Annotated in this window: 17 protein-coding genes; 8 read left to right on the top strand and 9 right to left on the bottom strand. The window is 57.3% G+C overall.

The genetic code is table 11. The features are described from left to right. From KK078_RS18475 to KK078_RS18455, 5 genes are all read left to right on the top strand, one after another. Positions 1 to 357, top strand: a 357-nt coding sequence (locus KK078_RS18475; protein ID WP_254091788.1) for a hypothetical protein, incomplete at its 5' end; no start/stop codon positions are given. A gap of 100 nt (positions 358 to 457) precedes the next feature. Then, positions 458 to 835 carry a hypothetical protein gene (locus KK078_RS18470; RefSeq protein ID WP_254091787.1) on the top strand — a complete coding sequence of 126 codons (378 nt, stop codon included), beginning with the start codon at positions 458 to 460 and terminating at the stop codon, positions 833 to 835. 130 nt (positions 836 to 965) lie between these two features. Further along, positions 966 to 1,787: a PorV/PorQ family protein gene (locus KK078_RS18465; protein WP_254091786.1), complete on the top strand. Its 822-nt coding sequence runs from the start codon at positions 966 to 968 to the stop codon at positions 1,785 to 1,787. Then, the gene (locus KK078_RS18460) at positions 1,784 to 3,826 is read left to right on the top strand and encodes a ComEA family DNA-binding protein (RefSeq protein WP_254091785.1); all 2,043 of its coding nucleotides are present in this window, start codon (positions 1,784 to 1,786) and stop codon (positions 3,824 to 3,826) included. The genes KK078_RS18465 and KK078_RS18460 overlap by 4 nt, the downstream gene beginning before the upstream one ends. A gap of 36 nt (positions 3,827 to 3,862) precedes the next feature. Next, on the top strand, positions 3,863 to 4,492 hold the full coding sequence (locus tag KK078_RS18455; protein ID WP_254091784.1) for an NUDIX hydrolase: 630 nt from the start codon (positions 3,863 to 3,865) through the stop codon (positions 4,490 to 4,492). Here KK078_RS18455 and KK078_RS18450 read toward each other — a convergent pair. Continuing rightward, entirely contained in the window at positions 4,489 to 5,628 is a 1,140-nt protein-coding gene (locus KK078_RS18450) for a ferredoxin--NADP reductase (protein WP_254091783.1), read from the bottom strand. The genes KK078_RS18455 and KK078_RS18450 overlap by 4 nt on opposite strands. 140 nt (positions 5,629 to 5,768) lie before the next feature. On the opposite strand from KK078_RS18450, the gene purB reads away from it, so the two are divergent. Then, a complete protein-coding gene (purB, locus tag KK078_RS18445) occupies positions 5,769 to 7,106 on the top strand; it encodes an adenylosuccinate lyase (RefSeq protein ID WP_254091782.1) in 1,338 nt (445 codons plus the stop codon). A gap of 125 nt (positions 7,107 to 7,231) precedes the next feature. Here purB and KK078_RS18440 read toward each other — a convergent pair whose 3' ends face one another. The 6 genes from KK078_RS18440 to KK078_RS18415 all read right to left on the bottom strand — a co-directional run bounded on the left by KK078_RS18440 (position 7,232) and on the right by KK078_RS18415 (position 14,373). Further along, positions 7,232 to 8,701 (bottom strand): TolC family protein, encoded by a 1,470-nt coding sequence (locus tag KK078_RS18440; RefSeq protein WP_254091781.1) that lies wholly within the window; start codon positions 8,699 to 8,701, stop codon positions 7,232 to 7,234. Further along, complete coding sequence (locus KK078_RS18435; RefSeq protein ID WP_254091780.1) at positions 8,694 to 10,064, bottom strand: ABC transporter permease; 1,371 nt, start codon at positions 10,062 to 10,064, stop codon at positions 8,694 to 8,696. The genes KK078_RS18440 and KK078_RS18435 overlap by 8 nt, the downstream gene beginning before the upstream one ends. Before the next feature lie 20 nt (positions 10,065 to 10,084). Further along, positions 10,085 to 11,419 (bottom strand): efflux RND transporter periplasmic adaptor subunit, encoded by a 1,335-nt coding sequence (locus KK078_RS18430; protein ID WP_254091779.1) that lies wholly within the window; start codon positions 11,417 to 11,419, stop codon positions 10,085 to 10,087. Positions 11,420 to 11,611: 192 nt separating this feature from the next. Beyond that, positions 11,612 to 12,844, bottom strand: coding sequence for a hypothetical protein (locus KK078_RS18425; RefSeq protein ID WP_254091778.1), 1,233 nt, complete (start codon positions 12,842 to 12,844; stop codon positions 11,612 to 11,614). A 28-nt stretch (positions 12,845 to 12,872) separates the two neighbouring features. Further along, on the bottom strand, positions 12,873 to 13,754 hold the full coding sequence (locus KK078_RS18420) for an anti-sigma factor family protein (RefSeq protein ID WP_254091777.1): 882 nt from the start codon (positions 13,752 to 13,754) through the stop codon (positions 12,873 to 12,875). Then, the gene (locus KK078_RS18415; protein WP_254091776.1) at positions 13,744 to 14,373 is read right to left on the bottom strand and encodes an RNA polymerase sigma factor; all 630 of its coding nucleotides are present in this window, start codon (positions 14,371 to 14,373) and stop codon (positions 13,744 to 13,746) included. Before KK078_RS18415 ends, KK078_RS18420 begins: the two co-directional genes overlap by 11 nt. Positions 14,374 to 14,524: 151 nt before the next feature. Here KK078_RS18415 and KK078_RS18410 point away from each other — a divergent pair, with 151 nt between their 5' ends. Together KK078_RS18410 and purU are read left to right on the top strand one after the other, a co-directional pair. After that, positions 14,525 to 15,295: a class I SAM-dependent methyltransferase gene (locus KK078_RS18410; protein ID WP_254091775.1), complete on the top strand. Its 771-nt coding sequence runs from the start codon at positions 14,525 to 14,527 to the stop codon at positions 15,293 to 15,295. Between the two features lie 4 nt (positions 15,296 to 15,299). After that, a complete protein-coding gene (gene purU, locus KK078_RS18405) occupies positions 15,300 to 16,136 on the top strand; it encodes a formyltetrahydrofolate deformylase (RefSeq protein WP_254091774.1) in 837 nt (278 codons plus the stop codon). Between the two features lie 6 nt (positions 16,137 to 16,142). Here the strand turns inward: purU and KK078_RS18400 are convergent, their stop codons facing one another. Together KK078_RS18400 and cobA are read right to left on the bottom strand one after the other, a co-directional pair. After that, entirely contained in the window at positions 16,143 to 16,742 is a 600-nt protein-coding gene (locus KK078_RS18400; RefSeq protein ID WP_254091773.1) for a precorrin-2 dehydrogenase/sirohydrochlorin ferrochelatase family protein, read from the bottom strand. A 28-nt stretch (positions 16,743 to 16,770) separates the two neighbouring features. Beyond that, positions 16,771 to 17,547: a uroporphyrinogen-III C-methyltransferase gene (cobA, locus tag KK078_RS18395; RefSeq protein ID WP_254091772.1), complete on the bottom strand. Its 777-nt coding sequence runs from the start codon at positions 17,545 to 17,547 to the stop codon at positions 16,771 to 16,773. Between the last annotated feature and the right edge of the window lie 15 nt (positions 17,548 to 17,562).

Below are 17,562 nucleotides of genomic sequence, written 5' to 3'. Positions count from 1 at the left end.
CCAAAGGCTGCCAAGAAGACGGCAAAGAAAACATCGGCCCCGGCAAAAAAGGCAGCGAAGAAAGTAACCACTTCTGCCAAGAAAGCCGCCCCGAAAAAATCAGCTCCCAGGAAAGCCGCTAAAAAGCCGACCTTTCTGAGCAAGGTAGCAACGAAGGCAAAGGACCTCACGAAGAATGTGACAGAGACCGCCGCCGCCATTACCAGCGCCGCTGCCGCCAAGGCCGTCGAGGTAAAAGATGCTATTGTCGAAACGGCTACCAACACCGTAGAGGCGATCCAGGAGAAAGTCGCCGACGCCAAGGAAGCTGTAGAGAACAAGAACGAAGACACACAGAAAAGTCTCTTCAACAGTTAATCTGTTCTTCCGGCAGTACAGAGAAGCGATGGTTATGGACTATCGCTTTTTTTATTTTTATACCGGCCCCCGGTACCATTGCCGGCATTACCTTTGTCTCATGAACCGCATCCTTTTCCGCTCCCTGCTCCTCCTGGTCGTCCTTGTCGTTGTCGCCTGCGGCCGCCCGGTACCTGTCCTCGAAGGCCTCGATGCCGCCGCCTGGAAAGCCGACCGCCACGCCTGCCAGGGCATACGCGCCGCCGGCGTCGCCACGCTGCAGGAGCAAAAAAAGAACTTCCTCGGCCTGAGCGAAATGCAGATCGTATCGGTTTTCGGCGCCCCCGACCGCAACGAGCTCTATAAACGCAACCAGAAATTCTACTACTACGACCTGCAGCCATCAACGGACTGCCCGCACGCCACCACTCCCGGCGCCCTCGCCCTCGTCATCCGCTTCAACGCCATGGGCCTCGCCAAAGAGATCAGCATCGAATAATCCCACCCTACACCAACAGACGCAATACCTTAGAAATAACCCAACTATTTCACCAAATCCAAACTCAGGTAAAACAACAATAGAAGGAAAACACCTATCTTCATCCCAATCGTTTTAACCAACTCCCGTTGTGAAAAAACCGTTGCTACTCATCCTCGTAGCATGGTGCAACCATGTCTACGCCCAAAGCGCTGCCACCGACCTCGGCGCCCGTGCGCAAGCCCTGGGATATGCCGCCAGCTGCCTCTCCGACGCCTGGTCTACACTCAATAACCCCGCGGGCCTTGCCAACCAACGACAGCCTGTCGCCGCATGCACCTACGATGCCTTCGCCGGCTTCAGCCCCTTCAACCGTATCGCGGCCGTCGTCGCCGTCCCCACATCCATCGGCGCCGTGGGCGCCGGCATCTATCGCTTCGGTGATAACCTGTATAACGAGCATCTCCTCACCGCCGCCTTTGCCAACACGCTCGGTATCGCGTCGCTCGGCGGCCGCATCCAATATATACAGTACCAGGCCGACGGCCTGGCCACGCGCGGGCTGATCAGCCTAAGCGCCGGAGGCATCACCCAATTAACCCCAACACTCCGCATCGGCGCCTGTATCAGCAACATCCTTCAACCCGTCGTCGATCGGGAAAACAACGAACGGCTCCCCACACGACTCACGCTGGGAGCCGGCGTCACCCTTTCCGAAAATGTTTGCTGGGCCGCCGAGGCCACCCAGGACCTGGGTTATTCCACCACCTGGAAGACGGGCCTGGAATATACCGTGCAGAAAACCTTCATCTTCCGGGTGGGCTTTAACCTCTCTCCCAACGCCCATTTTGCCGGCGTGGGTTACCGGCGACAACGCTTCCTGCTCGACTATGCCTTTCAGCACCTTCCCGGTCTGGGCATGCGCCACCAGGCGACCGTGGGCTATTGCCTGGTTCAAGCCACGACGCCATGAGACCCGTCGCGCTTACCGTATTGATCCTGATCCTGGTCGTGACAAAGGCCAGGACGCAGGAATTCCCATACGCCGGGGTTACCGCTGAACAACTGGCGGAAGACCTCGCGGGCCTACCCAACACCGACGAGGCGGCGGGGGCCATGGAAGACAACATCGTGCAGGTATTATCACTTCCCACAGACCTCAACATCGTCACCGCCGACGATCTGCTGGCCTATGGCATTCTTTCGCCCCGGCAAGTGACCGACCTGCTGACCTATCGTACCCGGCACGGCGACTTCCTTTCCATCTATGAGCTGCAAGCCGTTCCCGGTTTTGATCTCCCGACCCTCTACCGCGTGGCCCGCATGCTCCACGTCGCCCATCCCGCCGCCGCTCCGCCCCTTACACCGCGCGAGGCCCTGCGCCAGCGGGAAACGTATATACTGATGCGCTACGAGCAGGTAGGGGAGAGCCGCCGCGGCTTGCGCCGCGACACCGCCCCCGACCAGCAATTTCACGGCAACGCCGCACGCCGCTCCTTGCGCGTACGCACCGTCCGTACAGGTAACTTCGCCGCCGGCCTGGTCGCAGAGAACGACCCCGGCGAGTCGTTCCGCTGGCAGCCTGGAAACAGGCAATACGGCCCCGATCACCTGTCGGGCTATCTTCAGTGGCAACGCCGGGGCCGCTTACAGCAGCTTGTGCTCGGCGACTATCGTCTCCACTTCGGGCAGGGCCTCGTACTGGGTGGTGGGCTCAACCTCGGCCGTGGCGCAGAGACCGTCACCGCCATACAACGCAATGCCGAAGGCATCCGACCTTATACCGCCGCACAGGAAACAGGCTTCCTGCGAGGCCTCGCGGCCACCGTAATGATACGCCCGCATACTACCGCCACCACATTCCTCAGCCGCGCCCCGCGCGACGGCAACCTGACCGACACCGCCACTACCTCGCTTCCCACTACGGGCCTGCATCGCAACACACGCGAGCTGGCCACCCGGTACACCCTGCAGCAAGCTACCGCCGGCACCTCCGTACGCTACCAGCACGGCCTGCTCGACGCGGGCGCGTTATATACCTATACGCGCTTCAGCCTGCCCATTACCCGTGTGCCTACACTTTATAATCAGTCGTATTTCACCGGCTCGCACTACCAAAACGTCAGCCTCCACCTGCGCTACACCTATACCCACCTGGCCTTCTTCGCCGAAGTGGCCCGTTCCTTCCCCGGCGGGATGGCACACATCGCGGGCCTGCTCGTCAGTCTCACACCTGCATTGGACGTCGCCATCCTGCATCGCCGCTACGCCCGCGACCATTATACATTACAGAGCAATGCCTTTGGCCAAACCCCCTCGCCCCGCAACGAAAGCGGGCTCTATACCGGCTGGAAATACCGGTTCAACCGCCGTGTATCCGCCGCGGGATACCTCGATCTCTTTCGATTCCCATCCCTCCGTTACCGCAGCTATACGCCCGCCAACGGCCACGAGTGGTTTGCACGCGTTACCTATCAACCAGCAAAGACAACCACTATTTTTGCCCAGTTCCGCGAAGAAGTGAACGTCCGCAACCTCGCAGCGCCGGACACCAACCTATACATCACATCCGCCGGCGCAAAAAGAAACTATATCGTTGCCTGCGACTATGCCGTCACGCGCACGCTGCGCCTCAAGACCCGCATCCAGGGCAGTCGTTATTCCTTCGCCGGTCGCACGACGCAAGGCGTGGCCCTGGCCCAGGACGTACGCGTCGACCACGGGCCGCTCACAGTAACCGCCCGCTACGCCCTGTTCGATACCGACGATTATGACAACCGCCAGTACCTCTATGAGAACGACGTCTGGCTGGCCGCCGCCGTGCCGCTGTACGACGGGCAAGGCGTGCGCAACGTCTTGCTGATCGAATATGCTTTCACGCGTCACCTGCGCGCCTGGCTGCGCTATGCGCACACGCGCTACACCGATCGCGACGAGATCGGCACAGGCCTCGATGCCATCAAAGGCCCGACACGTAACGAGGTCAAGATCCAGCTGGCCATTACGCTCTGATAAACCTTTGGCCCCACCGTGCGTATACCTGAGGCGATGGTACACGATACTCTTTTAACCCTGGCCAAACGCGTTCAGAGCATTGCCGACGTGGGCCTGCTCTACAGCGGTCACAACCCCTACGATAAAGAACGATACGAAGAGCTTCAGTCCATTGCCCTGGAGCTGATGCACGCGCTCACCAACACACCCCTGCCCGCCTTGCGCGAAGCGTTCCCGCCCGTTCGCGACTATCCCACCGCCAAGGTCGATATCCGCGGGCTGGCCCTGTCGCCCGAAGGCGACGTACTGCTGGTGAAAGAGAGCGCCGACGGCCGGTGGTCACTGCCGGGCGGCTGGGCCGACATTGGCTATACACCCAAGGAAACGGTGGTAAAAGAATTCCGGGAAGAGACCGGCTTCGAAGTGATACCGGTCAGGCTGCTGGCTGTGTTCGATAAGAAGATGCACCCCCATCCGCCACAGGCGCACTATGTCTATAAAATGGTGTTTCTCTGCCAGATCACAGGGGGTGCGGTACATCAGGCGTTTGACGTACAGGAGGTAAAGTTCTTCGCACCGGCAGCGCTGCCCGCGGACTTTTCTGAAGACAGAATCCTCCGGCAGCAGATCGACCTGCTGGTACAACTGGCAAAAGATGGAACGGCGATGCCGTATTGTGATTAGCCTATCTCGATCACGACGTCGTCCGACATCGGGTGTCCCACGCACGTCAGCACATAGCCTTCGGCCCGCTCCGACTGCGACAGCCCCTCTTCTTCATCGAGCTTCACTTTGCCGGACAGGGCTTTGCCCCGGCAGGCCGTGCACAGGCCGCTCTGGCAGGAATACGGCAGGTCGATGCCCTGATCGAGGGCCGACTGCAGAATGGTGTCTTGCGGGGCAACCGTGACCTTATACTCCTGGTTATCGTAGCGTATCGTTACCTCGCGCGTCTTGGCTTCTTCACTTCCGGCCGCCGGCGGCGCCTCGGCTTGTTTATCCAGTACCCCTTGTACAAAGCTTTCTTTGAAGATCTTATCTCTGGCAATGGCATGGTCGTGTAACAAGGCCTCGACATTCCGCATCATACCCTCGGGGCCACACATCAGGTAGGTGGTCTTATCGGCGCTCCACGAAGGGATGCGCTCAAAGAGCTTCACCAGCATTTCGCGGTTCAGCAGGCCTGAGTAACCGGTCCAGTTCATCGGCGCGGTATCCAGCACGTGCACGACGTGTAAACGGCCTTCATAACGTTCTTCCCAGCGCTCCAATTCCTGCCGGAAAATGATGCTCTCCAGGTCGCGGTTGCAATAGATCAGTGACACGATGCTTTCGGGCTCCTGGGTCAAGGTGCTCTTGACGATCGACATCATGGGCGTAATGCCCGAGCCACCGGCAAACATCACCAGGTGGCGTTTGCGTTGGGCATCAAACTCGGTCGTAAACTGGCCCATGGGCTCCATGATGCGCAGTGTCTGGCCCACCCGCAGGTTGTCGGGCAGCCAGTTCGACATCAGGCCCAGGTCCACGCGTTTTACCGTCACGGCCAGGTCCTGGTCCACAAACGGCGACGAGCACAACGAATAGGCACGACGTACCTCCTTGCCGTTCACCGGTGCAATAAGCGTCAAAAACTGCCCCGATTTGTAAACGATCGGCTGGCCCGCAGGTTGTTCGAACACAATCGTGATCGCGTCGCGCGTTTCCTGGACGATATTCTTGATGCGAAGATCGTAATAACGAGGCCCGGCATGATGCTCTTCTTTCTTTACGGTTTTCGGCTCTTCCTTCTTATCCTTCTTAAAAAAACTGAATGCCATGGTCTGTCGCTTTCTGGTAAAATGGGGGATCGGGTCATACCCGGGTTAAAACCGTGCCTGCCTGTATTAAAGGGCTTATTCACGGCGCCAGCGCAAAAATAAGGAGGAAAAGCTTAATTTTGGGACTTAATTATTGAACCGTGCAATTAAATCCGCTCACCGCCATCTCTCCCGTCGATGGACGCTACTTCGAAACCGTAAAACCCCTCGCCCCCTACTTCTCCGAGTTCGGCCTCATGCGTTACCGCGTACAGGTAGAGATTGAATACCTCATTTCTCTCTCCGGGTCCATTAGCGAGTTGGATGACTTTCCCGTGCACATGCTGTCGGACATCCGCAAGATCTACAAAAACTTTACGGAGCTGCACGCCATCGATATCAAAGAGATTGAAAAATCTACCAACCACGACGTAAAAGCCGTGGAGTATTTTATCAAAAAACAATTCGAGATCTTAAAGCTGCAGGATTTCCGGGAGTTCATACATTTCGGCCTCACCTCGCAGGACGTCAACAACACGGCCGTGCCCCTGTTGATAAAAGACTTTCTCGAGCGCGAATACATACCGGTCCTGACGATGGTTCAAAACCGGCTGTATGCCCTGGCCAAAGAATGGCAGGACATCCCGATGCTGGCCTTTACGCACGGTCAGCCGGCGTCGCCCACACGCCTGGGTAAAGAGATCCTGGTATTTGCCGTGCGCCTGGAAAAACAGATCGCCCAGCTCAAAACCGTACCGCACGCAGCCAAGTTCGGTGGCGCCACCGGTAACTTCAACGCCCACGCCGTAGCCTATCCCGGCGTAGACTGGAACAAATTTGCCGACGAGTTCTGTCACCACCTCGGCCTTGTACGCAGCTACCCGACCACGCAGATCGAGCACTACGACAACATGGCCGCGCTGTTTGATAACCTCAAACGCATCAACACCATCCTGGTCGACTTCTGCCGCGACACCTGGCAGTATATCTCCATGGAGTATTTCAAACAAAAGATCAAAGAAGGTGAAGTGGGTTCGTCGGCCATGCCGCACAAAGTAAACCCCATCGACTTCGAAAACGCCGAAGGAAACCTGGGCTTTGCCAACGCCATCTTTGAATACCTCTCGGCAAAACTTCCCATCTCGCGCCTGCAGCGCGACCTGACGGACTCTACGGTACTCCGCAACGTCGGTGTGCCGCTGGCCCACACCTACCTCGCCTTCCAATCCATCCTCAAAGGATTGGGCAAGGTACAGCTCAACCAGGCCGCCATCGACCGCGACCTGAATGAAAACTGGGCCGTGGTAGCCGAGGCGATCCAAACCGTGCTGCGCCGCGAAGGATATCCCAACCCTTACGAAGCGCTCAAAGCATTGACCCGCAAAAACGAAAAGGTAACACAGGAAAGCCTCGCACAATTCATCGACAGCCTCGAGATCAAACCCGCCGTCAAGACCGTATTAAAGCAGATCACGCCGTTCAATTATACCGGCATCTAAAAACAGCGCGGGTGTGAGCGCGGGAGCGAACATATCCGCGTTGTTTTTTCGCATTCTGGCCGGTCTTAGCCCGCCTCGGGCGAGACCGGTGCCTCGTATGGCAGCGGTCTCCGACTGAGCACGCATCACTGCGCTTGATCCTCTTTAAACAACAACTCCTTCTTATAAAAGTCGTACAGCGTTAATCCGCGCAATTCATAGTACGCCATCCAGAACGATTTCAGGGCTTGCAGATAGCTGCGTTTGGCGTCGTCCTTTTCCGTCAGGGCGATGTTGAGATTGGTAATATCGATCTTGCCGATGAGGTACCGGTTCTGCGCTACGTTGTAGCGCTGCGCCGCCACTTCATCCGACTTGTGGGTGATCTCGATCTGCAAACGCAGCATCTCAAACTGCCGCACCTTGGTGATCACCGTTTGCTCGAAGTCCACTTCGTCCTGCTCGATGACGTAGTCATTGAGTTTCTTATTGGCCATGGCCGTGCGCATCACCGCTTTGTTACGCCCCCAATCCAGGATCGGTACGTTGAGCGTGAGGTTGAACTGCTGCATCTGCTCGGGTCGCACGTATATATCGCTCAGCACCGTGCCGTTGTTATTGAGCCCATACTGCGCGCTAAGGGTCGTTTTAAAACGTTGCGCGCGCGCCTCGGCCACATCCCGCTCGGCTTCGATACGCCGTCGCTGTAAGGCGATATACGCCGACCTGTTTTTACGCGCGTAGGTCAACGCGTCTTCGATCGACACGGCAAACTGCGGAATGATCTCGGGCAACAACAGGTCGTAGGGTTCGTTCTCCCGCAGGCCCATATACGAACGCAGCTGCAGTCGCGCCGTTTCCAGGTCCAGGCTTGCCTGGGCTACATCCTGCCGCGAACGCAGCAACTGCAGCTCTACCTGCAACAGCTTGTCCTGCGAGGTGGTACCGATATTATACCGGCCCTGCTCGATCTTATAGATCGTGTCGTTATTCGCCAGGTTGAACTGGGCGATCTGCAAGCCTATTTGCGACTGCAATACATTAAAGAACATCTCCACGGCCTGGCTCGAGATCAGCTCCATCTGCTCCACGTACTCACGCCGCGATTCCTCGTACCGCAGCGGCTCGGTCTTGCGGTCCCACCGCATTCTGTTAAAGCTGAACAACGGTTGGTCCAGGCTCACGTTAAAGACGTTGCCCGTCCACTGCTCCGGATCTACATCGAGGTGGTAGTCCTTGAAGTACCCCAGGCTCGTGTTGGCCGAAATGGTACCGCCCGTCCAGGGAATGGGCTGGAATAATCCCAGCCGGACAGAGTTATTCGTTTGCTCCACGGGAATATACTTGTACGTACCATCCTCCTGGATGATCTGCGATACTTTCTTATAATACGCGGGCAAACTCCCATCCAGCGCCAGTTGCGGGTTAAAGCTTGTACGATATACCCGGTAGGTCCAATAGCTGGTCTCACGACGCGTGTCGGCCTGTTTGGCCAGCGGCGACTGCGCCTTGGACCGCGCGATGATCTCGTCCAGGGTATAGGCGTTTTGGGCGTAGGCGCCGGGAAGTATAATTCCGAACAACAGGACGACGAGGCAAAACGTTTGTTTATTCATAGCGTAAGGAGGCAATGGGATCCTGGTTTGCAGCCTTGCGCGCCGGGGCGATACCAAAGATCAATCCTACCGTAGCCGCCACACCAAAGGACAATATAATAGAAGCAAAACTAATAACGGTTGGGATGTCTGCAAACTCGGCAACCATATAGGCCAGTGTGATGCCCAGTATAACACCCAGGATCCCCCCCGCCACACTGATCATAATAGCTTCAAACAAAAACTGCTGGATCACATCACTCTTCTTGGCTCCAATGGATAGTCGCAGGCCGATCTCCTTGATGCGCTCCAACACCGACGCCAACATGATGTTCATGATACCGATCCCTCCCACCAGCAACGATATACCGGCAATAGCCCCCAACACATAGTTAAAAATATCGTGCGTACGCTGCTGTTGTTTCAGCAGCAGCTCCGGGATCTCCACCTCATAGTCCACCACCTCGTAATGCCGGCGCTTCAGCATGCGCGCCAGTATATCGGCTGTAGGCGCCAACAACCGCGTATCCTCTACCTGCACCACCAGGCGATCGAGCTGGTGATAATTCTTCCGTTCCAGACGCGTCGCCTCGTCTTCGTCATCCGCCGTGGCCGCGACCATGCCGGCGCTGCGGAACATGTCGCGCTGCTGCATGCTGGGCGTCACCCGGTCGCGGTTCTTAAAACGTATCAGGACCGACTGCAACGGCGCATAGATATCCATGTTAAAATCGCGGATGCCCAGCTTACGCAGGCTTGCCTCCGACACCGAACGCTCGCGCAGCACGCCCACGATGGTCAGCCATTGGTCGCCCACCTTGATGCGTTTACCCAGGGCATTCTCGGTCGGAAAGAACCGGGCTTTGATGGAGTATCCCACCACACATACCGCCGCACCGTTTATGCGCTCCTCTGCATTGAACATCTTGCCTTCGCCTATCTCCAGGTTGTATACGGTGAAGTACGCCGGCTCTACGCCCACCAGCTTGGCCGAGCGACGTACACCGTCGCGGATCACATGGGTGTCGAGTATGATCTCGGGACTCAGCTGCGTGATGCCCGGTATGGTCTCCTGGATATTGTGCACGTCGCGCACGGTCAGGCCGGGCGAGAACTTGCGCTTTTCCTGCTTGCCGTGCGCGGCTTCGACCTTTTCTTCTTTCTGCTCGATGATGGGGCGTATAACGATGTTGTTTACACCCACCAGCTTGATCTGCGCCAGGATCTCCTGCTGCGCACCGTTGCCGATCGCCAGCATGGCGATAACAGCCGCCACGCCAAAGATGATCCCCAACGCCGTCAGCAGCGACCGGACCTTGTTGGTCCGCACCGCGCCAAACGCGACATACAGGTTAGCAAGAACCCTGGGCGGAATCGAAAACATACACAAAGGGTTAAGGTTATTTACTGACGATCAGTCGACGGCCCTGATGGTACACCCGCCTGGCGGCGATCCAGCGTGCCCGGATTCCGGCGGCGTTTACCTTCCATTTCCTTCAACAGCGTGATCGACTCTTCTTCCATACCGGTAGGCACCGACAAAAACACCGGGGCGTTACGCGCGAGCCCGCTCAGTACCACCGCGTCGTTGGAGTTTGTCGCGCCGATCATCACTTCTTGCTTTACCGTACGCATACCGTCGCGGGTAAAGACAAAAGTGATCGTATCGGCCTGGCTATGCAGGCATTCCAGCGGTATATAAAGTACGCTGTCCAGCACGTGCGCCACGATGCGGTTGCTCGTCGTCATCGCCGGCCGCAAGGCCGGGTCGCTGCCGTCGATCTCCACATTTACTTCAAAGACCCGCGCGTCCGAGTTCGGGCGTTGTTCCCCCACGTTGGCGACACGCGTCACCGTACCCCGCAGCCTCTTGTCAGGATAGGCATCCAATCCGATCTCTACCGGCTGACCGGCTTTTACCTTGCGTACATCCACTTCGTTGACATACGTTTTTGACATCATGGTAGACAGGTCCGGCAGTTTCGCCACCGACGGCTCCCACATGTTGATCTGCGAACCGGCGCGGATCGGCTTACCGTCCCATCCTTTCTCATAGATCACCATACCGTCTTCCGGGGCGATCACCTCGAAAGCCTGCATCATGGTCATCATATCGTTGAATTCGTTTTGCAGCTTGCGCATCTCGGCGCCCATCTGCCGCATCTTCTCCACGCTCTGCTGGCGCTTGATCTTATAGTTCTCCTGCGCCTGGATATACGCCCGCTCAGCCTTGTCCAGGCTGATCTCGTTCTGTTTGATCGTGGCCGGCGGCTCATACTTGGATTGGTTCAGCACGATCTGCCGTTCTTCACGATCATACCGCAGGTTTACCAGCTCATCGCGGGCCTGTTGCAGGGTAAGGGCGGTGTCGAGTTGCTGTTGAACATATTGCGAGTTGGCCTTCTCCAGCTCGATCTGCTTTTCCCCAAAACGTTTCTGAAATTCCGAGCGGTCCAGCGTGGCTACCCAGTCTCCTTTTTTCAATACGGTACCTTCTTCGATTATATCCTGGACCGTAATGTTCCAGATATTAAAATCGCGCAGGCGCGTGGGCCCCAGGATCTTGACAGAGTTTTTGGCTTCGAGCTCGCCGGTCGTTTCGATCTCGATACGGAAGGTACCCTGTTTGACGTTCACGATCACATCGGCTCCGTGTTGGGCCGACTTGCGGAAAAACAGGAAACCTGCGGCCAGTACGGCGGCAGCGATACCTCCGGCGATCAATATTTTTTTGTCCATGGATCTTGCGACGGTTATAACAACTACGTAACAAACAATAACGGTCTTTAAAGCTGCAACTGGGGTACCTTTACTGTTACGGAGGAAAGTTAGTCATTTCCGTGCATAGTCCCAGCGCGAGGCGGCGGTTACGTTGGATAGTCCGTCAACCGTCGCCCGATGGAGAGAAAACGTAAAAACCGGCGGGTTATGTTATTGAATACTTCCTTTTTTCATTACAAATTTCCCCAGAGCTACATCTTTTGTGATCTTTCCCGCCTGGTAATCCTTTAAAACGTTTCCCTTAATCGACATTTCCAGGGATGCAGGTATACCGCAATCGGGACACGGGGTGATATTCACCTTAAAAATCAACGACTCGTCGTTCCCCAGCGCCTTCACCGTGCGGCCATATTCCAGGATATTTTCTTTCAGCTCCTGCTCAAAGCGCGGGTATAGCTCCGTCACTTTTTTATTGCGGGTGGCCAGGTCTACATCTTCCAGGCCCAGGGTAGGCAAGTCGAAGCTGGTATAGCTGGTTTGCGTCGTGCTCAGCGTCTGCATATAGTACACCACGCCAAAGTCGCGCAGCCGGTCGAAGTATACCTGTTGTTCGACAAAGAACGTCTTGGCCAGGTCCACGCGGTACAGCCGCGTAAAGATGCTCGACAACAGCTCCAGGTCGGGCTCGACCGTGCGAACCACTTCTGCGTTGATCACCTTGATCTTATCCAGCGCTTGCTGGCGGGTACCCTTACCTTGTTTGTGCAATACCATGTCGCCCTTCGTAGCCTCCACCGATACATAGGCCACCGGCTGGGAACCAAAATATTGCCCGGCCAGCGTGCGGGGCTGATTGCCCTGATTGGTGACAATGATCTTTTCCGACGCGGGCAGCTGCGTCAGCATGTCGCCAAAGTCCGCCATGAAAAGCTTGGCCGCGTCGATGATACGCTGCGTATAGGCCTGCCGGGCACTGTCCAGCTCCGAACGGCGCTGCTTCGTCCTGGCATTTTCCAGTTTCATAACTTCGCGCGGATCGCGGGGCTCGGTGGTCAGCGTCTGTGCACCGTAGTTGCGCGACCCTACCGTGGTTGCCTGCTCGGAGTAGAGACCGGTCGCTCCTCCGCCCATCAGCACGATGGGCAACACATAGCTCGAAGGCATGGCGAACGTCAGACCGTACCCCGATTGATAGCTGACCGACAGCTCCAATGGCACGTACGTGCGTTCATCGAACTGCTGTTTGATGAGCGTGGCCAGAATGTTCTGGGCCAGCTCGACTTCGCGGCGCAGCTGGTTTTCGTCCATCGGCTTTGCGTCGTTGGCGTGTGATACCTTTTGCGCCGAGGCGCCGGCGACACCCAGCACCAGGGCCAGCACGGCACAGGCCCTGAGGCCATGGGAAAACCAGGAACGGGTACGGTTGAGAGGTTGTGACTTCATGATACTTCGGATATTCTTGGTCGTACGTTTAATATTTTGCTTGCACCGCTACCGGCTGGCCGCCCGGGCTGTTGGGGCCACCGACCGAGGTAATGATGCTGGAAAGGATCTGTTCGGTCTCCTGCTGGAAGACACCCGTGTTCTGCTCCAGCGCGTAGAGGCGGCTTTGTACCACCTGCAGGTCGCTGGCGCGTTGCTGTTGCAGGTATTTCGAAAAGTCCACCAGCAGGTTTTCGATATAGTCTTTTTGCTGCGTGGCGGAAAGCTGAAAATAATCTTTCACCACACGCTGATTCTCGGTTTGCATCTGGGCAATAAAATCCTGGACCTGCTGCTGCGAGGCGGTAGAGGCTTCCTTCACTAACGCGTTGATGCGGCCCGAGTTGCTGGCCAGGCTCCGGCGGATGGAGGCATCCAGCGCGTGCTGATTCTCCTGCCAGCCGGCCTGCAGGGTTTGCGTGTTCCGGGTGAGCGACGCGTCGATCATCTGCTGCACGTCGTTGGCCGAAAGCGCCGGAGCCGTTGCGGCCGGTGCGGGCACCACGGCGGGGACCGACGTCGGCGGGCCAAAGCTGATGCGGAACTCGTTTCCTGAAAAGCCGGCTTGCAGGCCGGTAAGCCGCCCTGCCAGCATCAGAATAAGCACCGAGGCCGCAATGCCGGCGACCACACGCAGCGCAGGCGTATTCCACACGATGCGCGGCGCGCTATCGCCCAGCACAATGGGCGGTGCGATCACTTCCTTATCTTCTACCGTGCCCATCAGCTGGCGCAGGTGCCGGTAGTGATCCAGCTCCTGGCGGGCCTCCGGGTTCGTCCGGATATAGTCTTCCATGCGAGCTTTCTCGGCACCTTCCAGCTCGTCGTAGAGGTATGCCATCCAGGCATGCTGATCGGGTTTATAACTCATAGCCAATCGTGTCTTTTGTAATCTTTTTCCGCTCCAGAATCTTCTTCAATCCATCCAACCCATAGTACATCCGTGATTTCACCGTGTTCTCTGAAATGTTGAGCACCTCGGCGATCTCGCGGAATTTTAAACCTTCGTACTCTTTCATGATCACCACCTCGCGCTGCTCTTCGCTCAGCTCGCACAATGCCTGCTGCAAAATGTCCGACAGCTCGGTGTGGCGGTACTGGCTCTCCGGGTTGGCAAACCGTTGCAGCGTAGACTCCCACACGGGTGAATCTTCGGCGTCGCGGTTCCAGACCACATCGAACGAGAGCGATCGGTTGCCCTTGTTGCGCCGGGCCTCCTCGCGGCAGTAGTTCACGGCGATCTTGTATAGCCAGGATTTAAAGCGGGCAATGTCTTGTAGTCCGGCCAGGTTCTTACACATGGAAATAAACGTCTTCTGCGAAACCTCCATGGCCAGGTCGTGGTCCAGGAAGAACTTGTAGTTGAAGTTATAGATGCGTTTATACCACAGTTGCACCAGCCTGCCCTGGGCATGCTGATCTCCTTGTCGCGCCCGGACTATCAGGTCGTCAGTATGCATGGTGGCAATCGCTGGTGAAGTTTCGGCCATGTCGTCTCGTTCCGGTTCAGGTGGCGGCGGAGCCCGCCGCGTTCCCGCGGCAGCGGCCTTCCGCATTCCTGCTGTAAAGATGGGGCTTCCCGCCAAAAAGTTTTAGTTCTCGTAAAAATTCAGCTCCCGACTTATCCTATCTTGCGGCCGCATGAAAAAAGTTATTTCCTGGCTGATCCGCTTCGTTCCCCGCAAGTATCTGCAACGGGTAGGCGGTTTTGGCCTGAAGGTGGTCGGTTTGTTCTACCGCGGCTCGGCCGTCACCTGCCCGGTCTGCAACACCTCGTACCGCACGTTTTTGCCCTACGGCCGCATCAAACCCCGCCCCAACGCCCTGTGCCCGCAATGCCTGTCGCTGGAGCGCCACCGCCTCATCTGGCTGTATTTACAAGAGAAGACGACCTTTTTCACGGCCCCCCTCCGGGTACTGCACATCGCCCCCGAGGCGTGTTTTATTCCCCGCTTTGAAAAACTGCACGGCGACCGCTACATCACCGGCGACATCGAGTCGCCGCTGGCCAAGGTGAAAATGGACATCCATGCCATTCCCTTTCCCGAAAACTCGTTTGACGCCGTCCTCTGCAACCACGTGCTGGAACATGTACAAGACGACATCCAGGCCATGCGCGAGATCTGCCGGGTGCTGAAACCGGGTGGTTTCTCCATCCTGCAAGTGCCGTTGTTCGGCCCCCTGGGCGATGTGACGGTCGAAGACACGACCATTACCGACCCGCGCGAGCGCGAACGGCTCTTTGGCCAGGACGACCACGTGCGCAAATACGGCCGCGATTATCCGCGCCGCATCGAGCGTGCCGGCCTGCGCGCCATCGAAGACGATTTTGTAAACACCCTCTCCCGCGAGAAACAAAAGGCTTATGGCCTGGTGCCGGGAGAGATCCTATATACAGGTATCAAGCCCTAACGTTATGGACGCCGGAATATTACTGATCCATTGCCCCGACCGCCCCGGACTGATCTACGCCATCACCCAGATCATCTACCGTCACCAGCTCAACATCCTGGGCAACGGCGAGTTTGTCGAGCGCACGTATAACCACTTCTTCATGCGCACCGAGTTCTCGGGGGTCGTGGAAGAAAACAGGTTCTTACAGGAGCTGCGCGAAGTATTACCGGCCGATGCGTATATCAACCTCACGGCACGACGCAAACGCGACATCGTCATTCTGGCCACCAAAGAGCATCACTGCCTCAGCGACCTGCTCATCCGGCACACCTTTCAGGAGCTCAACGCGCGCATCCACTGCGTGATCAGCAACCACCAGAACCTGGAAGACCTTACCCGCAAGTTCGACGTACCGTTTCACTATATACCCGCAGAAGGCAAGGACCGCGCCGCGCACGAAGCCGAAGTACTGGACGTCATCCAACAGTATAACCCCGAGTTCCTGGTGCTGGCCAAGTATATGCGCATCCTCTCCCCGGCTTTTATCGGGCGCTTTACCAACCGCATCATCAACATACACCACTCGTTCCTTCCCGCTTTCGTCGGCGCCAATCCCTATCAGCAGGCGTACGACCGCGGTGTAAAGATCATCGGTGCCACCGCCCACTTCGTAAACGACAACCTCGACGAAGGACCGATCATTGCCCAGAGCGTAATACCGGTAGCCCATACGCACAGCGCATGGGAAATGACCCAGGCAGGCCGCGACGTAGAAAAGATCGTGCTGGCACGTTCGTTAAAACTCGTGTTTAACGACAGCGTGTTTGTTTACCGGAATAAGAGCATCATCCTCGAATAACGCCGACTACGACGCGGGCGTAGCCTGCTTGTTATCCAGCCAGGTCGTGGTGATCTCGTTCAATACTTTCACTTTGTGGTTGAAGTCGCCCGTGAGCTGCTCGCGGATCTTGCTCATGTTGTCGAGCAGGTCATTGGTATCGTCGGGCAGCGCCTCTTCGAGGTACTCGCGAATGCGCTTAGAAATGGTCGGCGATTTGCCATTGGTAGACACACCGATCTTGAGGTTTCCTTTTGTTACAACAGAGCCCAGGTAAAAGTCACATAGCTCGGGGGTATCGGCTACGTTGATCAGGAGCTTGCGGGTACGGGCAAATTTACGGATCGTCTCGTGCAGCTGCCGGTTGTCGGTTGCCAGGATCACGAGGTCTTTATCCCACAGGTCCCATAATTTAAAGTTACGCTCTTCAACCTTCACACCGGGGTGATCCTTGGCCAGGTCGCGCACCGCCTGCTGCACGTGGCGTGCGACAAGCGTAACCCGGGCCGCGGGGCTGTTCTTCAGCACCGCCGTCAGCTTCTCGAGGCCTACGTGGCCACCGCCCACGATCAGCGTATCGAGCATTTCCAGCTTGAGGAATACCGGGAAGAGATTGTTGCGTTCCATCGGGAAAACGGGTTAAGGTGAAAGGCCGTCAGGCCATGGATTTTGTTGCTACCACTACTTGCTTCAGCGCGCGTGCATACCGCACCACCTCGCCGACGATAATAATGGCCGGCGCACCGATGCCGGCTTCTGCCGCCCGGGCCGCGATAGACGTTACGGTGCCGATCACACTTTGTTGCTCCGGCAACGTGCCGTTCTGGATCACCGCCACGGGAACGGCTCCTTTTCCCTGTGCTTCAAACTGCTTCATGATCTCCGGCAACCGGCCCAGGCCCATCAGGATCACCACCGTCGCCGTCGACTGTGCCGCCAGCGCGATATCGCCCGACAAAGCACCCGTGCGCGTGGTGGCCGTCACCACCCACACACTCTCGCTATAGCCCCGGGCTGTTACCGGTATCTGCAAGCTGGCGGGTACCGCCAGGGCACTGCTGATGCCCGGTACCACCGCCGTCTGCACGCCATGCGATTCGGCAAAGTCGAGCTCTTCCGCACCGCGGCCGAACACAAACGGATCGCCGCCTTTCAGGCGTACCACGTGGCCATATTGAAAAGCAAACTCCACGATCAGCTCGTTGATCTCCTCCTGGGTATACGAGTGTCCCCCAGCACGTTTGCCCACCGAGAAGGCCGGCACGCCGGCGGGGATCAGCTCCAGGATCGGCTGCGACACCAGCGCGTCATACAACACCATGTCTGCCGCCTGCAGGGCCTTGATGGCCTTGAGGGTGATCAGCTCCGGGTCACCCGGACCTGCCCCTACCAGCGTCAACCGGGGGTCTTTCTGCGCGCTTCTGTTCTTCATGACCATGTACTACAG

The sequence above is a fragment of the Dawidia soli genome, from assembly GCF_018598185.1.
Classification (GTDB): Bacteria; Bacteroidota; Bacteroidia; order Cytophagales; family Cyclobacteriaceae; genus Ohtaekwangia; species Ohtaekwangia soli.
The sequence above is the reverse complement of the archived record's forward strand: the minus strand, read 5'-3'. Positions and strand labels throughout refer to the sequence as shown.

Coding starts and splice junctions, on each gene's coding strand:
- KK078_RS18470 (WP_254091787.1), top strand. CDS start 458: ATGAACCGCATCCTTTTCCGCTCCCTGCTCCTCCTGGTCGTCCTTGTC.
- KK078_RS18460 (WP_254091785.1), top strand. CDS start 1,784: ATGAGACCCGTCGCGCTTACCGTATTGATCCTGATCCTGGTCGTGACA.
- KK078_RS18455 (WP_254091784.1), top strand. CDS start 3,863: ATGGTACACGATACTCTTTTAACCCTGGCCAAACGCGTTCAGAGCATT.
- KK078_RS18450 (WP_254091783.1), bottom strand. CDS start 5,628: ATGGCATTCAGTTTTTTTAAGAAGGATAAGAAGGAAGAGCCGAAAACC.
- KK078_RS18440 (WP_254091781.1), bottom strand. CDS start 8,701: ATGAATAAACAAACGTTTTGCCTCGTCGTCCTGTTGTTCGGAATTATA.
- KK078_RS18435 (WP_254091780.1), bottom strand. CDS start 10,064: ATGTTTTCGATTCCGCCCAGGGTTCTTGCTAACCTGTATGTCGCGTTT.
- KK078_RS18430 (WP_254091779.1), bottom strand. CDS start 11,419: ATGGACAAAAAAATATTGATCGCCGGAGGTATCGCTGCCGCCGTACTG.
- KK078_RS18425 (WP_254091778.1), bottom strand. CDS start 12,844: ATGAAGTCACAACCTCTCAACCGTACCCGTTCCTGGTTTTCCCATGGC.
- KK078_RS18420 (WP_254091777.1), bottom strand. CDS start 13,754: ATGAGTTATAAACCCGATCAGCATGCCTGGATGGCATACCTCTACGAC.
- KK078_RS18415 (WP_254091776.1), bottom strand. CDS start 14,373: ATGGCCGAAACTTCACCAGCGATTGCCACCATGCATACTGACGACCTG.
- KK078_RS18410 (WP_254091775.1), top strand. CDS start 14,525: ATGAAAAAAGTTATTTCCTGGCTGATCCGCTTCGTTCCCCGCAAGTAT.
- purU (WP_254091774.1), top strand. CDS start 15,300: ATGGACGCCGGAATATTACTGATCCATTGCCCCGACCGCCCCGGACTG.
- KK078_RS18400 (WP_254091773.1), bottom strand. CDS start 16,742: ATGGAACGCAACAATCTCTTCCCGGTATTCCTCAAGCTGGAAATGCTC.
- cobA (WP_254091772.1), bottom strand. CDS start 17,547: ATGAAGAACAGAAGCGCGCAGAAAGACCCCCGGTTGACGCTGGTAGGG.